The sequence below is a fragment of the Streptomyces sp. NPDC097981 genome (assembly GCF_040302565.1).
Lineage (GTDB): Bacteria > Actinomycetota > Actinomycetes > Streptomycetales > Streptomycetaceae > Streptomyces.
In genome coordinates this window covers 1-25,424 of record NZ_JBEORW010000067.1, presented here as the reverse complement: position 1 = coordinate 25,424, position 25,424 = coordinate 1, and the positions used below count along the sequence as shown (strand labels likewise).

General features: G+C 70.8%; 15 protein-coding genes and 4 pseudogenes. 13 read left to right on the top strand and 6 right to left on the bottom strand.

Going from position 1 to position 25,424, the window contains the following annotated elements; genetic code table 11:
- The 7 genes from ABTY04_RS37070 to ABTY04_RS37040 form a co-directional block, all read left to right on the top strand.
- Positions 1-463, top strand: a 463-nt coding sequence (locus ABTY04_RS37070) for an arylamine N-acetyltransferase (RefSeq protein WP_352217836.1), incomplete at its 5' end; no start/stop codon positions are given.
- Positions 464-1,210: 747 nt separating this feature from the next.
- The gene (locus tag ABTY04_RS37065) at positions 1,211-4,414 is read left to right on the top strand and encodes a DUF6603 domain-containing protein (RefSeq protein ID WP_352217835.1); all 3,204 of its coding nucleotides are present in this window, start codon (positions 1,211-1,213) and stop codon (positions 4,412-4,414) included.
- 20 nt (positions 4,415-4,434) lie between these two features.
- A complete protein-coding gene (locus ABTY04_RS37060) occupies positions 4,435-6,702 on the top strand; it encodes a hypothetical protein (protein ID WP_352217834.1) in 2,268 nt (755 codons plus the stop codon).
- Between the two features lie 11 nt (positions 6,703-6,713).
- Positions 6,714-10,406: a hypothetical protein gene (locus tag ABTY04_RS37055; protein WP_352217833.1), complete on the top strand. Its 3,693-nt coding sequence runs from the start codon at positions 6,714-6,716 to the stop codon at positions 10,404-10,406.
- Positions 10,403-11,515, top strand: a complete 1,113-nt coding sequence (locus tag ABTY04_RS37050; RefSeq protein ID WP_352217832.1) for a hypothetical protein — start codon at positions 10,403-10,405, stop codon at positions 11,513-11,515. Before ABTY04_RS37055 ends, ABTY04_RS37050 begins: the two co-directional genes overlap by 4 nt.
- A gap of 56 nt (positions 11,516-11,571) precedes the next feature.
- Positions 11,572-13,137 (top strand): cell surface protein, encoded by a 1,566-nt coding sequence (locus ABTY04_RS37045; protein ID WP_352217831.1) that lies wholly within the window; start codon positions 11,572-11,574, stop codon positions 13,135-13,137.
- The gene (locus tag ABTY04_RS37040) at positions 13,128-14,309 is read left to right on the top strand and encodes a hypothetical protein (protein ID WP_352217830.1); all 1,182 of its coding nucleotides are present in this window, start codon (positions 13,128-13,130) and stop codon (positions 14,307-14,309) included. Before ABTY04_RS37045 ends, ABTY04_RS37040 begins: the two co-directional genes overlap by 10 nt.
- Before the next feature lie 432 nt (positions 14,310-14,741).
- On the opposite strand, the gene ABTY04_RS37035 is transcribed toward ABTY04_RS37040, so the two are convergent.
- Entirely contained in the window at positions 14,742-15,587 is an 846-nt protein-coding gene (locus ABTY04_RS37035) for a glycerophosphodiester phosphodiesterase family protein (protein ID WP_352217829.1), read from the bottom strand.
- A gap of 466 nt (positions 15,588-16,053) precedes the next feature.
- On the opposite strand from ABTY04_RS37035, the pseudogene ABTY04_RS37030 reads away from it, so the two are divergent.
- Both ABTY04_RS37030 and ABTY04_RS37025 read left to right on the top strand, forming a co-directional pair.
- A pseudogene (locus ABTY04_RS37030) lies at positions 16,054-16,901 on the top strand (IS5 family transposase).
- Positions 16,902-17,185: 284 nt separating this feature from the next.
- Positions 17,186-17,577 (top strand): annotated as a pseudogene (locus ABTY04_RS37025) (IS110 family transposase); the annotation flags it as partial.
- Positions 17,578-17,837: 260 nt separating this feature from the next.
- On the opposite strand, the gene ABTY04_RS37020 reads toward ABTY04_RS37025, so the two are convergent.
- Positions 17,838-18,575 carry a hypothetical protein gene (locus ABTY04_RS37020; RefSeq protein WP_352217837.1) on the bottom strand — a complete coding sequence of 246 codons (738 nt, stop codon included), beginning with the start codon at positions 18,573-18,575 and terminating at the stop codon, positions 17,838-17,840.
- Positions 18,576-19,027: 452 nt separating this feature from the next.
- Between ABTY04_RS37020 and ABTY04_RS37015 the strand changes: the two genes are divergently transcribed.
- The 3 genes from ABTY04_RS37015 to ABTY04_RS37005 all read left to right on the top strand — a co-directional run bounded on the left by ABTY04_RS37015 (position 19,028) and on the right by ABTY04_RS37005 (position 22,074).
- Positions 19,028-20,176: a PP2C family protein-serine/threonine phosphatase gene (locus ABTY04_RS37015; protein ID WP_352217828.1), complete on the top strand. Its 1,149-nt coding sequence runs from the start codon at positions 19,028-19,030 to the stop codon at positions 20,174-20,176.
- Positions 20,177-20,431: 255 nt separating this feature from the next.
- On the top strand, positions 20,432-20,581 hold the full coding sequence (locus ABTY04_RS37010) for a hypothetical protein (RefSeq protein WP_352217827.1): 150 nt from the start codon (positions 20,432-20,434) through the stop codon (positions 20,579-20,581).
- A gap of 437 nt (positions 20,582-21,018) precedes the next feature.
- On the top strand, positions 21,019-22,074 hold the full coding sequence (locus ABTY04_RS37005) for a magnesium and cobalt transport protein CorA (RefSeq protein ID WP_352217826.1): 1,056 nt from the start codon (positions 21,019-21,021) through the stop codon (positions 22,072-22,074).
- Positions 22,075-22,686: 612 nt separating this feature from the next.
- On the opposite strand, the pseudogene ABTY04_RS37000 reads toward ABTY04_RS37005, so the two are convergent.
- Positions 22,687-23,015, bottom strand: a pseudogene (locus tag ABTY04_RS37000) (IS630 family transposase); the annotation flags it as partial.
- On the opposite strand from ABTY04_RS37000, the gene ABTY04_RS36995 reads away from it, so the two are divergent.
- Positions 22,944-23,231, top strand: coding sequence for an acyl carrier protein (locus ABTY04_RS36995; RefSeq protein WP_352217825.1), 288 nt, complete (start codon positions 22,944-22,946; stop codon positions 23,229-23,231). The pseudogene ABTY04_RS37000 and the gene ABTY04_RS36995 sit on opposite strands and share 72 nt — an antisense overlap.
- A gap of 512 nt (positions 23,232-23,743) precedes the next feature.
- Here ABTY04_RS36995 and ABTY04_RS36990 read toward each other — a convergent pair.
- The 3 genes and pseudogenes from ABTY04_RS36990 to ABTY04_RS36980 all read right to left on the bottom strand — a co-directional run.
- Positions 23,744-24,091: a TIGR03943 family putative permease subunit gene (locus ABTY04_RS36990; RefSeq protein WP_352217824.1), complete on the bottom strand. Its 348-nt coding sequence runs from the start codon at positions 24,089-24,091 to the stop codon at positions 23,744-23,746.
- A 43-nt stretch (positions 24,092-24,134) separates the two neighbouring features.
- Positions 24,135-24,979: pseudogene (locus ABTY04_RS36985) on the bottom strand (transposase); the annotation flags it as partial.
- Between the two features lie 148 nt (positions 24,980-25,127).
- Positions 25,128-25,424, bottom strand: a 297-nt coding sequence (locus ABTY04_RS36980) for an integrase core domain-containing protein (protein ID WP_352217823.1), incomplete at its 5' end; no start/stop codon positions are given.

The following is a 25,424-nucleotide window of genomic DNA, read 5'->3' as shown; positions in this document are numbered from 1 at the left end:
CGGCATGTACGAGCCGTTGCCGCTGCGTGAAGGCAGCTACACGCAGGGGCCGTTCACCTACGCGATGGCTCCATCGGTGGCGGTGCCCGGCGGCTGGCGGTTCACTCATGATCCCCGCGGTGCCTTCACTGCGATGGTCTTCGCGCCGGAGCCCGTGGAGCTGTCCTCCTTCGCCGCGAAGCACGCCTACCTGTCCGCCTCCCCCGAGTCCGGCTTCGTACGTGTCCTCCAGGCCCAGCTACGCGACGCCAAGGGCGTGGACATGCTCCGCGGCTGCGTGCTGCGCCGGATCGATGCCGATGGCACGGACGAGCGGACCATTGACTCGGCCGACGACTGGTACGACGTCCTGGCCGGCGTGTTCCACCTGAACCTGACCGATGTCGATGCCGCCGCGCGAGCGGATCTGTGGCACCGCGTCCACGCCGCGCACCAGGGGTGGGAGGCCGCAGGGCCTCGGTGAGGGATGCCCTGCGGGGAGGCGGCCCGACGCGTACGCGACCAGCATCCGTGCATGTCCGCGAACCGCATCGGGTGTAGCGCTCTTCGAGGACCGGCTGATCTGTGCTTTTGCCGGTTCGACTCGGCTGCGGGGCGTGGGGGCCTTCCGGAGCCGGCGGGTCAGGCAGGTAGGGCCGTCCCTCGAATGGAGCTACGCCCTTCGTCCTCGGTGAGCAGATGTGGCGGTGCCTCGTCGGCCTCGAAAGAGGCTTCCACTGTGCGCGGGCGGACGGCGGTGGTGCCGCCGAGGCGAGCCGGAGAGCGAGGCCGTCCCCGGTGACGACACCACCCGGGAGCGTAGGAGGAACACCCAACAGAGCTGACTCGGCGCCCACGTCGGCACCGCGGCGTCGGCTGAGCCCGGGAACCGGCTCCTTGCACACGGGGTCCGCCGAAGGCGACGGCGCACCCCGCTTCCCGCTCTCCTCGCGCTCCGCGCACCCCCTGGTGCAGTTCGTGCGCCCTCCGTCGCGCCGGGTGATTTCGCGTCGTCCGTGCCGGGTTGTCGCCGCGCCCTGGGCACCCGCGTCAGACTTATGCCGTCGGCATGCCCGGCGCAACGGCCGTTCCCTATGCCCGGAAGTAATGATCGTCCGGAAATAGCCGGTTTTGATGCGGTTTTGCCGCGACATGCCTCAGCGTCCGTTCGCCCGCTGCCACGATGCGGTCCGGTTCCACGATCACCGCCCAGGCCGGCCCGGGAGAACCCATGGCGTTGTCGCTCAAAGACCTGCTCGATCTGTTTCCCGACCCCGGCGGGGACTTCCTGCTGCCCGTGGACCGGCTCGGGGACATCCCCGGCATCGGTCCGCTGCTGGAGACCTGGCTGACCACGTCCGATCTCACCGTGGGCGGCTCGATCCCCAACCGCGGCGAGGTCACCGTCGCGGGCACGTACTCGTTCAACGTCGTCGAAGGTCCCTGCCCGGTCCTCGTCTCCTTCACGATCGACCCCGCCCAGACCGTGACCGGAATGGCACTGGACTTCACCCTCCCGGCCACCGAGGCCGACTCCGGTGAAGAGGACTCCTTCGCTCCGCACCTGGTGCTGGCCGCCGGGGCCCAGGGGCTGTCCGCCGCGCTCGTGCTCACGTTCTCCGGCGCGGACGGAGAGCGGAAGACGATGGAGTTCACCGCCTCCGTGCAGGACACCACGCTGGTCGGCGACTGGTCCTCCGAGGAGGGCGTGTCCTGGAACGACGTCGCCCACGCGATCGGCACTGCGCCCGCCGACCTCCCCGACGCGCTGGTCCCGGTCCTCACCCAGGTCGCGTTCGCGTACGACAAGCACAAGAAGGCATTCGTGTTCTCGGCCCGCACCGAGCACGTCCAGCTCGCCTTCGCCTCGCTTCCGCAGCGGGCCGGCACCGGCGCGGCAGGGCCCCGGATGCGCGCCGTCCTGCTGCAAGGGGTGTACGAGGCGGGGCTCGGCGACCTTCCGTCGATCGGCGACCACGCCCCCGTCGACGGCGATCTCGTCTTCGCGGGCCTCCAGGCGTTCCACCTCTCCGCGGCGCTCAAGGTCCGCAAGGTCAGGGCCCTCAACGACCTGATGGCCAACGTCGGGGTCCAGCTGGGTCTGCCCAGCCGCACCCTGTCCGCCGGCGCGTCCCTGGCCGTCATCGGTGGCATCGCCACGACCGTGAAGAACTACGGCCTGGTCCATCCGCTGCGCCGCCGCCAGCCGCCGCCCACCCCGGCCCCGCCCCCGCCGCCACGCGGGCAGCTCACCCCGCGCGAGGACCCGGAGGACGTCCCCGCCCAGGCCAGCATCCCCCTGGACGCCACGTTCGGCCCGCTGCGGGTCTCCGGGATCGGGCTGTCGTACACCGACGGCACCGCCAGGATCACCATCGACGCCACGATCGACGCAGGCGGGCTCGAACTGAGCGCCTCCGCGCTCGGGTTCACCGTCGACCTCGGCCAGGGCAGTTGGTCCTTCCGTCCCGCCCTCGCCGGCCTCGGGCTCACCTACGACGTCCCACCGCTCACGATCGGCGGTGCCTTCCTCGTCAAACAGGCCGAACCGCCCTACGACATGCTGTTCGCGGGCATGGCCGTGATCGAGGCGCGCGTGGCGAGCATCAAGGTGCTGGGCGCCTACGCCCGTACCGAGGACGGCTACCCCTCCCTGTTCCTGTACGGGGTCCTGGCCGGCCGCAAGGGACTGGGCCCGCCCCCGTTCCAGATCCGCGGCATCGCCGCCGGCTTCGGCTACAACAGCGCGGTCCGCGTTCCCGCGCCGAGCGAGACCCCGTCCTTCCCGTTCATCGCCGAACTCGGCCACGGCGGGCAGGAGCGCCCGCCCCTGGAGGTCCTGGACGATCTCCTCGACGGCAGTGGCGGCCGTCCTCCGTGGCTGACCCCGGCCCAGGGCCGGCTGTGGTTCGCCCTCGGCCTGGATTTCACCGTCTTCCAGCTGGTCGAGGGCCAGGCCCTGGCCCTGGTCGAGTTCCGCGACGAGTTCACCGTCGCCATCCTGGGCCTGGCCACCGCCGCGTTCCCGGTCCGGCGCGGCTCCGGCGGCCCCACGTACGCCCGGGTCCAGCTCGCCCTCCAGGCGCTGTACACCTCTCGCGACGGCATGCTGGCGCTGGCGGCGGAGCTCACGCCGGAGTCGTACGTCCTGGACCCGGAGTGCCGGCTGACGGGCGGGCTCGCGTACCGCACCTGGTTCGCCGGGTCGCACGAGGGCGACTTCGTCTTCACGCTCGGCGGCTACCACCAGGGGTTCGAGCGGCCCGAGCACTACCCCGTCGTGCCGCGGCTCGGCTACACGTGGGGCATCTCCGACTGCGTCACGGTCCGCGGCGAGGCATACTGCGCGCTGACCCCGTCGGCGTTCATGGCGGGCGGACGGCTGGAGGTGTCGTTCCACTCCGGGATCGTCGACGCATGGCTGACCGCCCGGATGGACGTACTGATCCAGTGGAAGCCCTTCCACTTCCGGCTCGGCGTCGGGGTCCGGATCGGCTTCGCGGTCGACCTGTGGCTGTTCACCGTGCGCGGCGAGGTCGGCGTCGACCTCGACCTGTGGGGGCCGCCGGTAGGCGGTATCGCCACCGTCCATCTGTGGTGCATCGACTTCGACGTGGCGTTCGGGGCGAGCGGCGACCGCAGGCCCGATCCGGTCGGCTGGGCCGAGATGCAGGAGCAGCTGCCGGCGCGCGACCAGATGCTGCGCATCACTGCGCTCACCGGGATCCTGCCGGAGGACGAGGGCACCCGGGCCCGGCGCGCGAACGCCGGGGACGACCGCTGGGTGGTCTCCGCCGACGGTTTCTCCTTCGCCACGGCCACTGCCCTGCCGGCCTCGGAGGCTACGTCCGGGTCGGGACGGGAGGAAGGCAAGGCCCTCGACGTCCGGCCGATGGAGGCCACCGGGCTGTCGTCCGTGCACCGCCTGACGGTGCTGCTGGGCAGTGAGCCGTTCGACCCCTTCGACCCGTCCGTACCCGAGGAGCGGCGCTGGCTGCTCAAGCCGGTCAAGGCCAACGTCCCGCAGGCGTTGTGGGGTACCGGCGAGCCGGTGGACCCGGACCCCTCGGCGTCCGGGCTGCTCAAGGACCAGCTGATCGGTCTCGGCGTGACCGTGCCGAAGCCGGTGGACGGCCCGACCCCGGGCGGGATGACCGACGTCTCCCTCGGTTTCGAGGAGCTGGACCCGAGCGACACCCTGCCGATCGGTCCGGCCGACCGGCCCACGGGACCCGTCCCGCAGCGCTGGGAGCCGGGCCGGCCCACCCCCGTCTCGTTGATCGCCGCCGGGATCGCCACGACCACGGTGCCCGCCCGGGACGCGCTGTACGCCGAACTCACCGCGCTCGGTGTGGCACCGCCCTCGCACGACCGGCTGGACGGCTTCGCCGCCCTCGCCGACAACACGTTCACCGCCGAACCCCTGACGACCTGAACCACGCGAGGGAATCCGCCATGGCCCAGCCCGACCGCTCCGGGGACACACCGGCGCCCCGGTTCGACATCCACTTCCACGACGACCACGTGGCGCCGGCGCCCGCCGGGCTCTACCAGCTCACGCTCGAACACGAGGTGACCGGCGACAAGGTCGGCTCCGACAAATTGCCGCCCGTCCGCCAGGAGTTCGAGATCCGGGCGCCCCAGTTCACGCTCGACGGATCCTTCGTCCACGCCCTGCACCCGGCCCCCGCCGCCGTCGGCTCCTTCGAACGCGTCCTGCCGCACATCACCTTCAACCGGCTGATCCTGCCGTGGGAGCGCACCCTCGACCCCTCCGAGACCGGCTTCCCCTGGCTCGCGCTGCTCCTGTTCGCCGAGGAGGAACTGCCCGGGGACCCCAAGGCCCAGGGGCACGTCGACTCCCGGACCGTACGCGACCTCCTCACCCCCGGCGACACCGGCGTCCTCGTCCCCGGCATCCGTCTCGACGACGTCCCGGCCGAGCTGCACGACAGCACCTGCACCACCATCGACGTGCCGGCCGAGGTCTTCGCCGCCCTCGTGCCCCGCCGCGCCGACCTGCCGTTCCTGTGCCATGTGCGCAAGGTCCGCGACCGGCAGGCATCCGCGGTGCGGCTGGCCTCCGGGGAGGTCCTGGAGGTGGGCGACCATTCCGTGGTCGTCGCCAACCGGTTCCCCCGTACCGCCGGACGCCATGCCGCGCACCTGGTCTCGCTGGAGGGGTTCGCCGACCACGTCGACGGCGGGCGGCCCGAGCAGTCCGTCGTACGGCTGGTGTCGCTGCTGGCGTGGTCCTTCGAGGCGCGGCCCGATCCCACCGGTCATTTCGACGCGCTCGTCCGGCGCCTGGCCGAGGACCCGGCCGGCCTGGGCCTGCGCCTGCCGTACGAACAGCCCACGGGCGCGCGGAGCACCGCCACCGAGCGCCTCGACCTCGGGTACGCGCCGGTGGACTACGGGCTGCCGTCGGGCGAGCGGACCTTCGCCTGGTACCGCGGCCCGTTCACGCCGGTCGTGGCCCAGTCCGTGCCCCGGCCCGCCGAAGGCTGGCGGGCCGTGGACGAGGCGCTGGTCTACGTCGCCGACACCGGGGTCTTCGACGTCGGCTACGCCGTCGCCTTCGCCCTCGGGCGGGCGCTCGCCCTGTCCGACCAGAACCTGGCGAGCGTGCTGTCGGCCTTCCGGTCCCGGGCCCGGCACATCGCCGGGCGCGCCCTGATGCGTACGGCGACGCCACTCGGCGCGGGGCCGGCGCACGAGCGCTTCCACGAGCTGATCGAGGGCGGGCTCGGCGACCGTGTGCACGCCGCTGCAACCGCCGGGTCCCGGGCGCGCCCGGGAACGTCCACGCCGCGGCGCCGCGCGGGCGGCGTACCCCGGCCGCCGGCCGTCGAGACGCTCCTGGGCGACACGGCGCAGGACGGCGGGCCGCGGGACAGCGGGCCGCGGGAGCGGCTGCGGCACGCGCTGGCCGACCACATCGGCCCGTTGATGAGCGCGGTCGACCAGGTGCGGCTTCTGGCCGCCGCCCCGTTGACCCATCTGGTGCCCGACGCCCGGATGCTGCCGCCCGAGAGCCTGCGCTTCTTCCACGTCGACGCACAGTGGTGCGAGGCGCTGCGCGACGGGGTGCTCAGCACCGGCCTCGGCACCTCGCTCGACACCGCCGTCAACGGGCTCGCCCGGGAGGCGCTGACCGCGGCGGAGCCGCTGGCCGGACTGCTGATGAGGTCCACGCTCGTCCGGTCGTGGCCCGACGTCATCGTCGAGCCGCGCCTGCGCGCCCCCGATGGCGGTGAGGGGGAGCTGCTGGACATCGTCCACCGGATCGTCATCGGACCCGACCTGCTGCTGTGCCTCTTCGACGGCGTCCCCGAGGAGGTACGCCTGCGCGAGCCGCACGAGGGCATCCACTTCGGCATCGACGGCGAGGACCGCATCGGGCTGCGCAGGCTCACCGAACCGGTCGGCGAGTCCCTCGGCGACGGTGCGGTCTTCCCGCCGACGGGCGAGGAGGGCGTCAGCCGCTTCCTGCGTCCCGTCACCGAAGGCGGGGAGCCGGAGGTCCTCGATCTCGCCGCGGGCGCCGATCCGCTGGTCCCCGCCCTGGGCACGGTCCTGCGGGCGGCCGGGCAGCTCGGCCCGGACGAGGACCTCTCCCCCGGCGCGTTCGCGGTGGAGCTGGTCAACGCCCCGCAGCGCATCGCCTTCACCCCCGCCCAGCCCGCCGCCCAGCCCGGTGCCCCGTCCGGCCGACAGTGAGGAACCGCGTCATGGCCTCCCAACCGCCCCTGATCGTCCCCGTCCAGGTGGACGCGCTCCTGGTGAACAGGCGCGTCCGCGACAACGAGACCCACCGCCGCTGGTACCCCGAGTTCGACCGGCTGGACCGGCGGTATCCGCCCGAGCCCGACCCGTTCCAGGGCTCCGCGGCGGGCAAGCCGGACCTCGGTGTCCACCTGCACTGGCTGCTTCCCGACGCGCTGCGGCGCGGCAGGCAGGACGGGCCTGCCGGCCGGCTGGAGTTCCCGGCCGTCCCCAACCGATGGCTCGTCGTCCGCTACAGCCGGCCCGCCGCACGGCCCGGCGAGACGCCCACGGCGACCGGCTGGGTCGTCGACAGCGACTACCTCTGCTACGACGACGGCACCTCCGCCTTCCTCGATCCCTTCGCCGAGGGCCTGGTGGAGACGTACATCGGCCGCGCCCACGACCTCGCCGGCGGCCCCTGGACGGAGCCCGGCGGACGCCGGATGTTCCTCACCGCCGTCGGGCCGGGGCTGCCCACCTTCGCCACGTTCCAGCCGTACAACGAGAACGTCTTCTCCCTCCACGACCCGCTGCGCGGGCTCACCGAGCCCTCCCTCATCAGCTACGCCGTGGCCGGCTGGTACTCCGACGCGACCTGGGACATTCTGCACGCTCCGCCGGAGGGGGACGTCGGGGCGCTGCTGGAGCACCTGCGGTGGTCCACCGCCGACCCCGCGCTCACGCCCACCCGGTCCTTCTGCGCGGGAACCGCACTCGGCCTGCGCTGGGAGCCCGAAGGCGACCGCCCCGAGTCCGACAAGCCCGATGTCCGCGACGTCGACGTCGCGGTCGGGCACATCGTCACCGACGCCGAGACCGCCTTTCACCCGCCCGCCCAGGACGACCCCGAGGCGGCGCTCCTGTGGGAAGCGTTCGCCTACGACCTGCTGGACGTCCTCGACGACGGCGGTGAGGACGCCCTCGACCAGGCCACCCGGCGCACCTGGTTCGGTGCCGAACCCGGCGGCTACACCTGGCGCATCGTGGACCGCCCCGCCCCGCCGGACGGCGCCTGGCCGGAACGGACCCCGCAGCAGATCGCCGAGGAGCGGGAGTGGCTGGCCGAGCTGAACGAGGTGCAGGACGAGCACGACGCCGCCTGCCGGGAACTGTCCCACCTCCAGCGGCGCCTGTACGGGCTGTGGTGGCTGAAGGGCCTGGAGAACCTGCCGTCGGAGGACTGGGCCAGGGACTGCGCCGAGCAGCTGAAACCCGACGTCCAGGGCAGCCTCGCCCAGCAGGTCCGGGGTCAGCTCACCACCGTCTTCGGCAACGGGGGCGGCGGCGGTACACATGACGCGGGCGACGGGGGCCTGCGCTCCCGCATCCCGTGGGGCGACACCGCCGAGGAGCTGGCCGCCGCAGTCCAGGACTACGCCGAACGGAACCAACTGGCGCCGGGCCGGGAACTCCAACGGTGCGCCGGCCCCGCCTTCCACAGCACACCCGACCCCTCGGTGATCATTCGAGGGGCCAAACTCGACCGCCCCCTCACCGACGAGAACGCCCTGCCCTGCCGCGTCGCCGCCGAGACGGTGACCGCGATCCGCATCGGCGGCGAGATGACGCAGCCGCCCACCGACCCGCCCGCCCCCGATCTGTCCGGGCTCCCCGAACCCGCCCTGCTGGCCGCGCTCCTGGAAGAGTTCTTCCTCCTCGACCGGGCCGCCGTCACCCCGGGGGCCGAACCCGGCAGGACCGCCCTGGACGAGGCACTGTCCGCGCCCGACACCCACGTCATCGGAGTGATCGCCCGCTGGACGCGGCCGTGGCGACAGCCGTGGTCGCCCCTGCACCTGATCTGGAAGATGAACTGCCACCCCACCCCGTACCGCAGCGGCGACGAGGACAACTGGAGCTTCGACGGGACCCGTTACCGCTGGAACGGCACCAACGCGGTACTCGACCCGGGCGTCCTGACCGGGCGCGCCCTGCTCAGCCCGCTGCCCGGCTTCAACACCCGGTCCCGGCTGGCGCAGCACGCCGGCACGCACCCGCGCGGCCCCGTCGCCAAGCTGCGCGAGCTGCGCGCCAAGGCCGAGGACTGGGACCAGCTGTCGCAGCGCATCGACGGGATCAACCACTGGCTGGCCCAGCACTCGCCGGCCTTCAACCTGGTCCCCTCCGAGGCACTCGCCGACCTCGTGGACAACAACCGTTCCCGGGTGCCGCTGAGCGAGGTACCCGACCCGGGGCCGGCCTCCGGCACCGACCCCCGTGAGTTCCGCCCGGTCCGGGCCGGCCAGCTGGCGTTCGAACAGCTCCACGTCATCGACCGATTCGGCCGGTCACTGGCGGTCATCAGCCCCGACAACGTGGACTCGAAAGAGGTGCACCGCGCGCTCAGCGTCACCCCGGACATCCCGGTGTTCCCGGAGAACGAGTACCGGTACGTCGAGCTGCCACCCCGGCTCATCCAACCCGCCCGGCTGTGCTTCGAGTTCGTCTCCGCGCGGGACGACCACCACCGCGTGGACGTGGACGCCGGGCCGCGCGAGGCCGCGGGCGAGAGCCCGGTCTGCGGCTGGCTGATCGCCAACCACCTGGCCGGCTCCCTGCTCGTGCACGCACCGGAGGGCCACGGCCTCGGCGAGGTCCGGATCGTACTGGACACCGAACACCGGCAGATCGCCACCTGGTACCCGCTCCCCGACTCGCCCTACCCCGACCCCGATCCCGCGACCGGGTCCGGACAGGCCTTCACCTCCGACCTGCCCCACCTGCACGGCTTCGTCGTCGGACTGCTGAACGGCGGGGAGGCCGCCTTCCGGCAGCTGCTGGAGGTCGTCGACCGGTCCATGTCGGCGACCGCGCCCGGCGGGGACGACGACAGCCTGGCCGCGCTGGTGGGCCGCCCGATGGCACTGCTGCGCTCCCGACTGCGCCTGGAACTCGACGGGCCCGCGATGACCTCCTCGTCCTGGAACGAGGTGATCGCCCCGGAGCCGCCGGAGTTCACCAGCTACCTGTGGAACGTCCGGCTGGGCGCCGGCAGGACGCTCGGCGACGGACTCGCCGGGTTCTTCCTCGGCACCGAGTACACCCGGCTGCACGCCGTCCCCGTACCGGAGACGCGGTCCGCCGCCGAGTACGCCGTCCCCATCGACGGCCACGAGATCGCCCTGCCCGCGCGCCCCGCGTCGGCGCCCGCGCGCCTGCGTGCGGAACGCACCGAGGAGGAGCAGAGCACCGCCTGGGTGACCCTGCTGGCGGACCCGTGGGCGGCCGTCCACGCCGTCAGCGACATCCTGCCGGTGGGCAGGCTGCTGCTGCCGCCGACCTGGGTACGCGAGCCCCTCGGTCGGATGAGGCTGGCGTTCCGGATGGGTCCCCTGCTGGCTGGAACCCGCATGGTGCCCGGAGAGCAGGGCGCGGCGCCGACCGAGCACGTGGTCATGCCCGGCCCGTCCGGGCGGCGGGGCACCTGGTCCTGGGCGGAGCCGGTGGCCGCGAGCCGCACGGTCCCCGCCGAGGGCCCAGGGTCATGGACCACCCTCCCGCTGACCACCCCCGACACCGCACTCGCCCTGTCGGACGCCACGCCCGCCGCCCGCACCGGGTTCCTGCAGCTCACCGGCGCGCTGGGCGAGGCCGCTACAGGCCGGCAGAACCCGTCCGCACCGGGCCCGGCACCGACCACCGGGAGCACCTCGTGACCACCGCCCTGCACTACAGCCTGCACACCAGCCCCGCCCCCCTGCGGGTCGGCAACGAGGACGCACCCGGCCGCGCCACGCTGCGGATCACCATGGCCAACCCGGGCCCGGATCCGGTCACCTGCGGCACGATCGCCCTGACCCTGCCGACCGGGGACGGGCGCGAGGCACTGACCGCCACCCCGGAGACCATCACGGCGCACACCGACGACGTCGGCTGGTCCGCCGAGCACCGGGGCGACGGAGTGTTCCACATGCGCCCTGCCAGCCCCGGCACCCAACTCAAGCCGGGCGCACGGCTCGTGGTCACGCTCGCCGGTGTCGCGGTGAACCGGACGGTCGGCACGGTCACCCTCGGCGTCAGCGAAGGCGCTGTCGAGGGCGACGGACCGGGCGGCTTGCTCCGGCGTGGCGCCTCCGACGCCCTGCGGCTTGCCAAGGCGGCCCCGAACGCGATGCTGGAGGACTTCCGCCCCGACCGGGTGGTCGTCCCCAACGGCGAGACGGTGACGCTGACCTGGAAGTGCGAGGTGGGCCCTGACTACGAGATCTTCTACGGCGATCAGCGCCGCCCGGTCAACGGCTTCATCGACGCCGGCGGCAACGGCTCCTGGACCTCCCCCGCTCTCACCACCGCCACGGCGTTCATGCTGCTGGGCTCCACGGAGAGGGACGGCGTGCCGGTCACGTACGGGCTGACCACGGCCGTGACCGTCGACATGCCCGATCTGGAGGTCGGCGACCTCGAAGCCAACGGCACCGTCCGCCTCTTCGGCCAGGCCCAGGAGGTCGACTGGGGAACCGAGAGCGAGCCCAGGTCCTACGTCGCCGACACCGACGGCCTGATCACGGGCTACATCAAGACCACCCTCGACGGGGCCCCGGCGCACCTGAACGTCTTCGTCACCCCGCCGAACCTGCGGCGGCAGAAATTCGCGACCCAGTCCTGGGATGCCCGCGGCGGCACCGACAACCAGGAGGCGAGCCTGTTCGTGCCCGTGCCCCGGGGCTCGGCCGTGCGGGTGGTCCGCAAGGGGGACGAGAACTTCACCGCCGCCCTGACCTGGTTCCCGTTCGGCACGGGCCCGCTGCGCGAACCCCCGTCCTGAACCCTCGTACGGCGCTCCGCCCTCCCCCTCCCTCCCCGCTCCAAGGAGTCGTCAGCATGACCGAAACCACCGCCGGCCTCGTACCCCGCGGCATCGACGCGGCCTTCAGCGTCCCGGACTCGGGCGAGACCCGGGCCGGCATCCACATGGTCCGCGGCGGCTGGGCCGTCCGGCACGACGCCGCTTCGGTGGCCCCTCCGACGCGCGGAGCCGCCGCGCGTGAGCTGTGGCCCAACCTGCCCGGCGCCTATCTGAACGGGTTCGACGCCGCGTGCTCCACCGCCACCGCCCGGGTGTACCTGTTCAAGGGCTCGACCTGTTTCCTGTACGACATGGAGCGGAACGAGCCGGTGGGCGGGGCCGGCCCGGTGCCGATCGGGGACAAGTTCCCCGGACTGCGAAAGGACGCCCCGGACTTCGCCGACGGCATCGACGCCGGCCTGCCAGCGCCCGACGGCACGATCCACCTGTTCCGCGGCAGCCGGTGCGTCAACTACGACATCGAGTTCGACGAGGTCCTGCTGCAGGGCCAGATCGGCGACATCTGGCGCAATACCGCGTACCCGGACTCCGAGGTCTACGGCGGCGTCGCTGCGGCCTTCTGCCACCCGGCCACCAGCAACGGCTACCTCGTCGCCCCGGACGGCAAGCGCTACGTCGAGTGCGACACCGACCGGCACCGCGTCACCTCCGGCACCAAGCTGCTGCGGGACAGGTGGCCGTACCGCACCTTCCTCGGGGTGGTCGACAGCACGGAGGAGCTGCTGCGGGTGTACGACGCCGACACCGGGCAGCAGATCCGGCAGACCTCGATCGGCCGGTCCCAGAACGTTTCCTTCTCCCCTGACGGCTTCCTCGCGCTGGTGCCCACGTACCAGTCGGGGCAGCTCGCCCTCGTCGACGTCACCGCCGGCACGCTCAAAACGGTGCCGGCCGGCTCGAACGCGTACGGCCTGGGGGCCCTGCCCGACGGCTCCGCCGCGTACGTCGGCAGCCTCGACGGACCGTACGTGCAGGTGGTCGACCTCGCCACCGGCGCCTCGATCCCGGTGGACGTCGGCAGTGACACCGGCGCCCTCCTGCCGTCCCCCGACGGCAGCCACGTCTACGTCACGTGCCGGTCCACGGACGACGTGGCCGTCGTGGACACCGCGACACGTCAGGTGGTCCGCCGCGCGGACGGCGGCTCCCGGCCCACGGAGGCGGCGATCACCCCGGACGGCACCGTGCTCGGCCTCGTCAACCGCAGCTCGGGCAGCAGCTTCGTCGCCCTCAGGAGTACGTCGGGCGGGGGCGGCCCGCGCCTGGTCGAGGTCGGGCGGGATCTGGCGTGCGTGGCGGCGTCCCCGGACTCCCGGCTCTTCTACGCGGCGGATCTCGGCCCCGACGTACGGGTGGTCGACATCGCGACGGCGAGTGTGGTGGGTTCCGTCCGGGTGGAGGGCGAACGCCCGAACTCGGTCGTGGTCTCCCCGGACGGCGAACACCTCTTCGTCGTCGGCTATCGCGGGGACTCGGTGAAGAAGATGTCGGTGTCCAGCGGGGAGGAAGTCGCCTCGTTCCCGCTCGGCGCCCAGTTGTTCGAGTACGCGTACCTGGGCATCGGCCCGGCGTGGGGCTGACCGGCGCGGCGGCGGAGCACAGCGCCGTGGACTGTCTGCTCACGTACTCGGTGGAGACCGACCCGGCACCGATCCAGGTCTCGCAGGGACCGACCCCGGCGAAGGCGACCCTGCGGATCACCGTCACCAACCACCGGGACGACCCGGTCCGCGTCGAGGAGGTCCGCTTCTCGTTCCCGGTCGGCAGCGGCCCCGACGAGCTGACGGCCACCCCGGGCAGTGCCGAGCCCCGGATCGATGACAACCGGCTGTGGCGGTTCGAGTACGAGGCCGACAGCCAGTCGTTCGTCCTCACCCCGCGGCGCGACCGTCCGCTCGGGCTCGGAGACCAGCTTGAGCTGACGATCGCCTTCGTCGCAGTCAACGCGGCGGTCGGGACCAGCAGGCTGACCGTGGCCGAGAGGAGTGAGGGCGGCGGGGAAACCCGGTACCAGGAGTGGCCGTTGGCCAAGGTGCCCGCCGGTTTCACGGTGGGCGACTTCCGGCCGCAGTACATCCTGGTCCAGAGCGGCTGCCCCGCCGAGCTGACCTGGCGCGGCGAGAGCCTGCCCGCGGCCACGTACACGATGCTGCACGACGGCGAGCCGGTCGACGTCACCGGCGTCCGCTTCTGGCGTTCCCCGGCGCTGCACCGCGACACGGCGTTCGCGCTGGTGGTACGGGTGCGGGCGGAGGAAGGCGGGGACGCGGCGGAGGCCGAGTACGCGCTGACAACCCTGGTCACGGTCGCCCGCCCGGACCTGGCCGTCAACGACCTCACGGTGGGCGGGCGGGCGACGCTCACCCGGCTGCCCACCGAGTTCGACCTGGGCGAGGCGGATGAGCTCGTCTGCACGACCGAGACGGACGGTTTCCTCATCGGCCATCTGATCGCCGTAGAGGACGTCACCGGGGACGGCGCCCCGACGCTGACGGTCACCGTGTCGGCAGACGGCACCGACCGCCGCACCAGCGTGCAGTCCCGCCAGGCCCCGCCCGATCCCGGGGACCCCGGCTTCCCGGGAGTCCGGCTGACCGCCGTCGTCCCCCGGGGCGCCCGGGTGACGGTCGGTCGCTCAGGCACCGCCGCGAGCAGCCACCGGCTCGCCTGGATCCCCTTCGGCACCGGCGCACTCAAGGAAGCGGGCGCCGGGGACCGTCCCCAGCCGGCGATCTCGGCCACCCCACCGTAGGGCGGCCGACGCCACGGCCCGCCCCGGGCGAGAGCCGACGGGCGCCGAGCCCTCCTACGGTGGGATGGCAGGAGCGCCCCTGCGGCGCAGCGCGAGCCCTCGGCACGTGGCTCTTGCCGTCCGGGGCGTTCCCTCCGACGGGCGCGGTCGTCCTGAACTCAGTGTGTGCGGCCCGCACACCGCGGGCCGCACCCCCTCACCGTGATCGTGTCAACGGCGTTGTCCCGCCGGCCGGTCACCACCAGGCACCGCCAGCCGGCAAAAGCCGCCACACGGCCGAGCCGTGCCGCGCCGCGCACGGCGTGACCAGCCCCGCCGTCACCGCGCCGTGCCACCAGACGCTTGACAATGACCGAGCCCGGCAGGTGGGCGCCGGGCGGGACGCGGGGCGCCCACCTGCCGAGGCAGTAACGGGGCCGTGCTCGTCGTTCCTCAGCGAGGTGGCGGGTGCGCCTCGTTCTTGATCTTCATCATCCGCTGGGGGGAGTCGGTCAGCACCGCATGGGCGTCCAGTCCCCAGGCGGTGGCGTAGTCGTCCTTGGTCTCGATGCCGATCAGCACGGTCCTCACCTGGGGACGGGTGTGGAAGCAGGCGGCGGCGTCCTGGTCCCACATCAGGGCGCGCTTGACGGGGCTGAGCCCCTCGCCGAGGGTGAACTTCTCCGACACCGTGACATCACGGCGCAGTTCGAACGCGGCCCAGGCTGCTGCCTGGGGCGGGTTGAGGCATTCGCCGACGAGGCGTGAGGTGACCAGACGGGTGCGGGTGGCGTCGCGGTCCTCGAAGAGCCGGGCCTGCGGGTAGGAGACCATCGCGTCGAGGTTGGGCTTCTCGGTGGAGTAGAACCGAACGCGCTGCCACTCCGGGCGGCCCTGGCCCTGCAGGGCGTCCAGGGTCTTGGCGATCGCCGGCGCCAGTACCTGCGCATCGGCGGACTTCATGTCCAGCAGCACGCCCATCCGCAGCGGAACCCGCCGCAGCGCTTCCTCAAGCGTGGGCAGGGGGGTCGGGTGGGTGCGGTAGGGGTAGGCGCCGGAGGCGTCCTTGAACTGGTAGCCGGCATTCAAGGCCGTCAGCTCGGCAACATCGTGGTCAGCGACTTTTCCCGCGCCGTCGGTGAGGGTCGCCAGGTCGGCGGGCCGGTACAGGACGGGAACGCCGTCACGGCTGACCTGCACGCTCAGCCACATCATGTCCACCTTGTGCGTGAGCGCGCCGTCGATCGCGCGCACCGTGTTCTCCGGAAAATCCGCCGTCCCGGCACGGTGAGCGATCACCAGCGGACGTCCGTCCCGAGCCTCGGCCGTCTGCTCCGGGCCCGCGGCCACGGTGGCCTGCTGGCCCGGCCCTGCCGTCGTTCGGGCATGATCGGGCGCCACGGCGGCCAGAGCGGTGGTCGCTGCCACTGCCACCGCCGCGGCCAGGCCGGCCGCCCACCTTCGCGTCGCTCCCAATGCGCTGCCGCTCCCCTCTCCCTTGATCAGCAACCGTTCTGTGACGCTACCCATCCGCCCCGGCACGGCACGCCATCCGGCCGAAAGTCACACCGCATTGCCGAAAATCGTTCGGCTCTTACAAGATTTCGTAATCGGTGATCGCTTCAACTTGCCTATGGTGTCGGCTGGTTGACGGTGGCAGTCTGGCTGTGTGTGTCGTGAGGGTGGGGGACTTGCTGCCGCAGCTGGCCGCGGTGCAGGTCGAGCGAGTAGAGGCCTCTACGCTCAGTGATCACGAAGGACAGCCGTGCCCGCACTGCCATCTTGCCTGCTCGAACCCCTCTGGAACCAGTTCGTGGTGCTCCTGCCCGCGCGGGAGGAGTTCGCCGCGGGCCACCCGCTTGGCTGCCACCGCCGCCGTGTCCCCGACCGGACTGTGTTCGAGCACGTGGTGCTCGCTTTGGTCCACGGCTCGGGCTACGAACAGGTCTCCAGCCCCGGATGCTCTGACCGGACCATCCGTCGACGTGTCAAAGAGTGGTCTGAGCAGGGGATATCCGAAGTGGTGCACGTTCTGGCTCTGGAAGCGTACGACCGGGTGATCGGCCTGGAACGGTCCGAGATATCCGTGGACGGTTGCATCACCAAGACCCCATGTGGCGGCCGGAGTGCGGGCCGGTCCCCGGTGGACCGCGGGAAGCAGGGCCTGAAACGCTCGGTCGCCACTGATGCCCGCGGCGTCCCGCTCGGCCTGGTCGCAGCGGGAGCCAACCGCCACGACTCACCCCTGCTCGGACCGACTCTCCACGCAGCCATGGACCAGGTCGGGCCACTGCCGGACGACGTGAACGTCACGACCGGGGCTATGACGGCAACACGTTCCGCGCTCTGCTCCGGGAGTTGGGCTTCACCGGTGAGATCGCCCGCACGGGCGTGCCCGCTCCGATCCAGGCCGGCAAGCGGTGGGTCGTGGAACGAACGCACTCGTGGATGAACAGCTACGGCAAGCTACGACGCTGCACCGAGAAGAACAGCACCGTCGTCGAGTTCTGTCTCCACCTGGCCGCAGCAGTCGTCACTCTCCGTATGCCGATCCGCCACGCCACCATTCACTACCGCTGGGATCAGCGTCCCACCACACGCCGCCTCAAGTGATCCATTTGCCGGTCGGTCTTAGAGGACGATAAGAGCTGGTTCGCTGCACTTGGTGACGATCTGATCCGTCTGGCAGCGGGCTATCGCCTGCGGTTTTCACGCGATCGTCCCCGCTGGTCGGCTTTGACGGTCGGACCCCGTCTCGCCAGCGGAGAGGTGCGCCCGAAACATCCGGACTTCGGACTCCGAGATAGCCGAACAGATCTGATCAAGTTGGCACTTATCGCCCTCTTAAGTGATGGGAGGTTGCTGGAGCGGCAGGTGCAGTGGGAGCGACGGTCAGGGAGCTGCGGGCCGTCTTCAACAAGCTCCGCGACAAGTTCGGCACCGTCCTCGCCGTCATGGACCAGCCCGCCTCCATCGGCGCCCTGCCGCTGACCTTCGCCCGCGACGCCGGCTGCCAGGTCGCCCGCCCGCCGAGCCTTGCCATGCGGCGGATCTCCGACCTCTACCCGGGCGAGGCGAAGACCGACGCGAAGGACTCGGCCGTGATCGCGGACGCCGCACGGACGATGCCGCACACCCTGCGCTCGCTGGAACTGACCGACGAGATCACCGCCGAGCTGACCGTTCTCGTGGGCTTCGACCAGGACCTCGCGGCCGAGGCCACCCGCACGTCCCACCGGATACGGGACCTGCTCACCAGTTCCACCCCAGCCTGGAGCGCGTGAGGGGGCAGATTACCCTGCTGGCAGGCTCACCTCATCTTCCCGTTCTTTTGCCACCTCCAGCAGTTCGGGATACTGAGGCGAAGAGCCTGCGGCCTTGCTCAGGATCCGGGAACGAATGCCAGACGCGTTCGCGATCTCCGAGGTCTCCAAAGCACCCCGGGGTTCAGCGCCCTGTCCAGCATGAGCTCGACAGAGGCGTCCAGGAGCGCGGCCTCAGCCTGGTCCGCCGCCAGTCGGGCCTGCTCGACGATCGCCCGCAGCTCCCTCAGCCGTTCCAGATCACGGGCCTGTTTCTCCCGCGTTTCCGTGCTCGCGCCTGGGCGCACCATGTTCTCCCCACCACCGCTGTCTGGGCCCTCACATTCGTCAAAGCCTGTTCCCACTCGCGCGCGGGTGGGGCCAGAACATCCAAAATGTGGGGGTGCGCGGCTACAGGTGGGTGGGCCAGGTGCTCGCGGACGGGGCTGGCCAGCTCGGCGTAGAAGTCGATGCGGTCCTGGGGATCTGGGCGCACACGGTCAGCAGTCCGGTGCGTGCCTCGGGCCGGTCCAGGACGGGGGCCAGTTCGGTCCGGACGCGGGCGTCCGCGTCGGGGGTCGGCAGCGCGTACTAAGGAGAGGGTGGCCGCGTCGTAGCCGTACGGGGCGCGGCCCCATCCTTCCCAGTCCAGGATGTGCGGGCCGCGGGTGATGTTGCCGTAGTGGAGGTCGCTGTGGGCGGTGGTCCAGGTGACGTCGTCGACCTGGTGGCCGGTGAACTCGGGGATGACGCGGCGCAGATACCCCTCGCGTACGGCCTCGCGGTCCGCCGGCGGCGGGGCGTCGGCGAGGGCGTCCAGGGCGGAGACCATCTCCTTCCACCAGGTCTCGGGGAGGCCGGGGTCCTCGTCGACGACGGGGCGCGGGGAGACGATCGGGTCCGGGGCGAAGGCGTACAGCTCGGCCCGGTACGCGTACGCGCCGGTGGTCCAGTCCCGGATACGGAACAGGTCGGGGCGCGGCACGAGCGCCGTGGGTCAGCGATCTCCCGCCGCAGGGCAGCTGGCTCCGGCTCCTGCTTCTCCGTCGTTGCCAGCCGGTCGTCACGCCCCCCGCGGTCGGCCTCGTCCTGACGGATCCAGTTCCGCAATGCCTCGGGGTGTGCCCAAGCTCTCCGGCGATCCGCCGGATCACGGGCATCGGGTCCGCTTCGCGATAAATCTGTGAACAGCCGCCCTCATGGCAGCCGGCCGTCCGAAGGCGTTTCACCGCCTCAGCCTGGTCACTCCATGACAGCCACGATCACAACCGCTGCGCGGTGAGTACGAGGGACAAGCGCCTGTCAGCGGACGCCGCCTCAGGCGCGGGGGAGGCTGTCGGGCACTCTTCGCGTTCTTGTGCCGTCTCGCACCGCCACGGACACCCCTCCACGGAGCGCCGCGTCACACCTTGCCGAAATGGGTGGAAGGCTTGGCGCATGGCCCTTCGAGCATGGCTGGACGTCTGGCGTTCCTGGCGGCCGGGGCACGCGCCCGCGCTGCTTGTGATCCCGCTCGGGCTGATCGTCACTGTGTGTGTAGTGGATGTATTGTCTCCGCCGCACATCCACCTCGGTCCACTGCTCGTGGCAGCGCCCGCGATCACGGTGGCGTTCGCCGGCGCCCGTACGACGGCGGTAATGGGGGCTCTTGCGGTAGCGGCCCAGGTGCTGATCGGCGTGCTCAGAGGTGTCTCGGGCACCGCCAATATCCAGGCCCAGATCGCTGCCCTGATCGTCGTCTCGGCCGTCTGTGTCACCGTCTGTGTGGTGCGGGGCCGGCGCGAACAGCAGCTGCACCAGGTGCGGTCGGTGGCCGAGGCAGCCCAAAGAGTGCTGTTGCAGCCGCTGCCCGCACGCGCCGGCCCGCTGCAGATCGCCGGCTTGTATATCCCCGCCGAGGAGGAAGTCGAGCTGGGCGGAGACCTGTACGCGGCCGCACGCACCGCCCACCACAGCACCCGGCTCCTCATCGGCGATGTGCGCGGCAGTGGTCTGGGCGCTATCAGCAAGACCGCCCTGCTGCTCGGTGCCTTCCGAGCAGCAGCTCATCGGCAGGCCACCCTTCCCCGCCTCGCCGTCCACTTGGACGCCGCGTTCCGTTGGGACACCCGCCAGTGGCGGTCACAGACCGAGCCGGACACCATCGAAGACTTCGCCACCGCCCTGCTGCTCGACATCCCCGACGACGATCCGGTCGTCCACCTCATTAGCTGCGGTCACCCGCCGCCGCTCATCCTCCGCGGCAATCGGCTCATCCTGCTCGTGGCCGAGGCGAGCCACCTTCCGATCGGATTCGGCGGGGCCTTCGGCATCGCAGACTACGACGTCCAGACATTCCCCTTCGAGGTCGGCGACCTGCTGCTCCTCTACACCGATGGCGTCATCGAGGCACGCAACACCGACGGACGCTTCTACCCATTTACCGAGCGCGCGCCACAGTGGACCATGGACGACCCCGACGAACTCCTACGTCACCTCCAGGACGACCTGCTGGCCCACGTCGACGCACACCTCGATGACGACGCGGCCGTCGTCGCAATCCGCCGCACGGCGTCTGCCCCTCGGCCACCCGACCCGGCCCTGTGAACGAGGTGGGGCACCCTGTGATCGAGCCCGCCACAAGGCCGCTCCAGGCAGCTGCGCCGAGCCGCATCCGACGGCCGTACGCAGCTCGGGTTCGCCACGGTTCCCCCCAGCGACAGCCCGCCGCTCCCGATCACTCCCAGAACATCCCACCCCATCACCTCCGCCTGAAGGCCGCCCGGACCAAGATCCGGACCATTCCCGGACCAGCCCCCGACGAGGAGCCTCGACAACTACCGTTTTCCCTGGTCAGCATGGGTGCAGCTGCTGTACCACCAGCAGACGAAGAATCTGCTGGGCGTCCCGAGGAGCCGGGTCAAATCGCTGCACGTGGCGCGCCCGGACAAGGGAATCGCGCTGGTCACGGCACTCCAGTGGGCGTGGTGGTCGCGTGTGGTCGCAGGCTGAATACATCGGATCTTTCCCCCCTTCCTGGAGGCGATCCCGCCATGCGTACCAACGTCGGCCGAGGCCGCATCTATCGCCGTTGCGGCATGGCAGTTCGGCCGACACTTCCCCAGCCTGCCTTGGCGGGCGTCTGAGCGGCTCAGCTGACCGCCGCCCGAAACGCCTGCCGGATGACCTCGAAGGCACCGAGCAGATCACCACCCGCCATGGAGCTGCCCGGGCGCGCCGACCCGAGGAGTCCCAGCCCAAAACTCCGATTGCGGCCGGCGCGCTCGGGGCGAACCACGCGGGGGCTCTGTCCCACGGCGCCGGTCTCCGGGCCCGCAGTAGGGAAATTCCGGCCGGATCGGAGGAGCATTTGTAGCTACGGGGCGTGTATGGCGCGCTACGCCGCCGACGACAGGCGGCGCAGTCGGCCGGACGCCAGGAGGTAGACCATGATCGTCGACTGCGCACACTACCGGGACGGGCACCGACAGCACGTGGGGCCCATGCCGCTGGAGGAGGCGGCCGCCCACTGCAAGCAGGGCGGATTCGTCTGGCTGGGCATGTTCGAACCAGGTCCCGAGGAATTGACCCGCGTACGCGAGAGCTTCGGACTGCACGAACTCGCGGTCGAGGACGCCCAGGCCTTCCACCTGCGGCCGAAGGCCGAGCAATACGAGGACGGCACGGAGCTGATCATCCTGCGCACCGCACGCTACGACGACGAGCGCGAGGAGATCGACACCGGCGAGATCAGCATCTTCCTTGCCGAGCAGTTCGTGATCACTGTTCGCCAGGGCATCGCCAGCGAACTGACCGGCGCCCGCACCAGACTCGAGCACCGACCCGAACTGCTACGGACCGGCAGTACCTCGACGCTGTGGGCGATCCTCGACCAGGTCGTCGACAGCTATGCGCCCGTCGTCGCGGAGCTGGAACGCGACATCGAACAGATCGAGGCCACGGTGTTCTCCGGGGCGGTCGCCCCGACCGAGCGCATCTACTCCCTGCGCCGCGAGGCAACCGACTTCTACCGCGCCGTGCACCCGCTGCTCGCCGTGCTCGCCCGACGGTTGCTCCCCGGCACGACACCGACCGAACTCCTGCCCTACTTCCGCGACGTGCACGACCACTTGCTGCTGGTCAACGAGGAGGTCGCTGCCCAACGAGACCTTCTGACCACCGTTCTGGAAGCGAACATCGCGGTGATCTCGGTCGAGCAGAACAAGATCAATCTTAGGCAGAGCGCCACGATGGAGCGGCTGACGATCGTCGCGACCGTGTTTCTCCCGCTGTCCTTCGTGGTGGGCTTCTTCGGGCAGAACTTCGGCTGGCTGGTCAGCCACATCGGCAGTTTCACTGCGTTCCTCACCCTCAGCGTCTGCGGACTGCTGCTGCCGTGCCTGGCGCTGTACGTCTGGCTGCGCCAGCAGCGCCGCCGCTCAGCACCGCAAATGCAGCAGGTGAACAGCGCCGTCCCGCACGTTCCGGCAGCCCCCACGGAGTGAGAACGGCAGAGTCGAGCGCCTCCACCGTGGACGGCCTCAGGCGGCAGAGCACCGTGTCGGTGCAGCGGCGACCGTGGTGGCGAACCGGACGATGCAGATGTGCCCGGTGGACTACCGCCCCACTATCGTCAACACGCTCGACACTGGTCCCCAAGGTAAGCCACCTGGCCCTCGAGCCCTCCCAGCCCTCACAGACAGCCGGGCGGGCGGTGCGAGTCAGGAAGCGGTGTGGCGCGCCGCTTCATTTCGGCGCGGCGTCGCAGGTCGCTGACGACCTCGCGCCAACGCCAGGAGCCGTTCCAGTCGCAGTCCTCGTGGCCGCTGGGCTCCCAGTCCGCGAGCTCGTCCAGCTGCTTGAGCAGGGCATCCGGTTCGACAGGAGCACGGTAGGTGCGCTCGTCTTCGAGCCGGCCAGCGATGTCGTGCAGTCAGTGGGCAGCGCAGTAGTTGGAGAGCTGCGCGTCGGTCAACCGGCGTACGGCATAGCCGCCGCGCCTACTGCGCCAGTCGAAGTCGTCGCGGCCAGCAGGTCCGCCACAGCCAAGAGGTCGTCGCTCGCCGCGAGGCCGCGGTCGCGTGTGTGCCGTCACAGGGGTGAATGCCCATGGAAGTGATGACCTCGCCGGTGGCCACGTCAAGGGCGGCGAACAGGGTGGTGATCCAGTGCCGCAGGTAGTCGGGGGTGCGCCGCTCGGGCATGCCGGGCATCATCGGCAGCACGGGGCCGACCGATCCAGGGCCTGCTTCTGGGACTTCTCGTCCACGCCCAGCACCAGGGCCTTCTGCGGCGGGTCGAGGTAGAGGCCGACGACGTCGCGGACCTTGTCGATGAACTGCGGGTCGTTGGACAGCTTGAACGTGTCGACCTGGTGCGGCTTGAGCTGGAAGGCTTTCCAGATCCAGCCCACCGTCAACTTCGAGAGTCCGCTCTCTGCGGCCATCGCGCCATCGCCGAAATCCTGGAACTCGACCCAAAGGAAGTCACCGCCGACGCCCACTTCGCGAACGACCTCGGCGTCGACTCCCTGCTCGGCCTGGAACCCCTGATCGCCCTGGAGGTGCAGTACGACATCCGCCTCACTGAGGACGACCTGCGCACAGCCACGTCGCTGCGCACCGCCCAAGAACTCATCACCCGGAAGCTCGAAACCGCCTGACGCTCACGACGCCCCGACAGTCAGCGCCGCTCCCGCGAGCTGCGCTGACTCCGCGGACCACACACCGCCGACGCGCCTGGCGTGACGGTGGACCCACACCTGATCGGCGCAACACCACCAAGATCGCGCGGTCGTCGCCGCCGGCGACGGCGTCGATCACACCTGCCACCTGGCTACCATCGCAGTCTGCTCCGGCTGCGCAGCGGCCCTCGGCTCCGAGCGCTACTCGCCGCCCTCAACGACGGCAGCAGTGCGGAAACCGTCGGCGCAGGTCAACGCCTCACCGGTCGGCCCCCACCCCAGAGTGGGGGCTGACATGCTCATGTGTGCGCTTACGCCCTTCATGTGCACCAGGAAACGAAGAGCTGGCGCCTTGCGGAGCTCGGCCACAGCGTTGCCTTGGCGCTCCGACAAGGGAAACCCATTGGTCACGGTGGGCGGCCGTGGTCTCGATGGGATCGATGCCCGGGCCGGGGCGGGACCAGGAGGCGTGGCAGCCCCCGATCGAGGACTCAGCCGTCCGTGGGCGGCGCGTCGTGGTAGGGGTTGCGCGGTTGACCGACGGGCTTCAGGACACCGACCTCCATGGCCGGGACGGGGTTCTCGACGGTGACGTGCTCGGCCCGCAAGACGCCTGTGACCTCGACCCAGGTGTCGTTGTCGGGTGCCTTCGCGCCGTGCATCTCCACATGCAGGGTCCGTACGTCGGCCGCGCAGCAGCTGAGCTTCAGGCGGTTGAGGTACCAGGTGTCCGGGCTCTTGCCTGCGGAGACGAATCCGAGCAGCCGGACCGTGCGCCCGCGCAGGGTCTTCGGTTCGTGCACGGAGCGTCCGATGAAGTCCTCCAGGGGGTCTGTCAATCGAACGGCTCTGTCTCACATTCGGTGGTGACGGAGGGTGGTGTTATCCGAGGAGAATGCGGTGGCGGAGGAGGGTGAAGCCTGCTCGTCCGTGCATCTGGCGGGCCATCCGCTTGGTCTTGGTGTTGATCCCCTCGGTCGGGCCGTTGCTGTACGGGAGTGTGACCGCGGCGATCACAGCGTCGCGGTCTCGCTCGAGGCCGCGGGTGAAGGCGTGTATGTGGGGCAGGTCGGCGGCACGGACCTGGGCGATCCAGTGATCGAGTGCGTCGGCGTTCTCGGGCTGAGGTTTCAGAAACGGGGCGAAAGTCCGGACGGTGGTGGCCAGGTGGGTCATGTCGGGGCAGGCAGCGGTCAGCTGATCCAGGAGATCGCGATGTCCGGGCTTGAGGTTCTCGGGCCTGTTCAGGAGCATCCGGGCGAGCCTGCGAGGGGAGATGAGCTGCGGTCGGCGTCCGCGCGTCCTTGGCTGATGTACTTGTGCAGGAGGTTGAGGCAGCCCGTGAAGCCGAGAGCTTTGATCTCCTCGAAAAGGTGCTGGACCGGAACAGCAGGTTCCTCGGCCCGGCGTCGGCGCAGGTGCTCGCGGTGTGGATCGACGAGGCTGGACCGATATTTCGGGACGCGGAGCATCCGCTCCGGCCGGTCGGCTCGGGCATAGCGCTTGATGGTGTTCAGAGACAGTTGGAGGCGGCGGCCGCATTCGAGAAGGCCCACGCCTTGGTTGAGCAGCTCGTGGACCTGGTGCCAGCGTTCCAGCGTGGTCTTGGCTCGCGGCCCGTCATACAAGGGTGCGTCGAGCACAGTGGCCCAGCAGTTGCTGTGCGCCTTCACCTCGCGCAGGGCGGCTTCGCACACGTTGTGCCACAGATGCCAGCGGTCACTGAGCGTTTTCAGCGGTGAGTCTCCAGGGTGAGGATGGCCTTCGCGATGGACGTCAGGTTGTTGGGACTCGTCCGGGCTTTGCGAAGGACGCGCCAGGTCTTGATCCGGGCGATGGCTCTTTTGTCAATCCCCTCCGAACGTGGAGGCCTTCCTATGCAGCCAGTTCCTCGGTGAGGCCGGCTTTGTAGTCGTGTTTGTAGTCGATTGGGCTCTTCCAGCCGCACACGCTGTGTAGCCGTCCTGCGTTGTAGAAGTCGGTGATCCAGGTCGCGATCCTGATCCGGGCCTCGGTGCGGGTGGTGAAGGTGCGCCGGTGGACGTACTCGACCTTCAGGACGCTGTTGAAGGCCTCGCTGACGGCGTTGTCGAAGCATGATCCGACGCGGCCCATGGACTGGGTGACGCCCAGCTTGCGACAGGCACGCCGGAACTTTCGTGAGGTGTATTC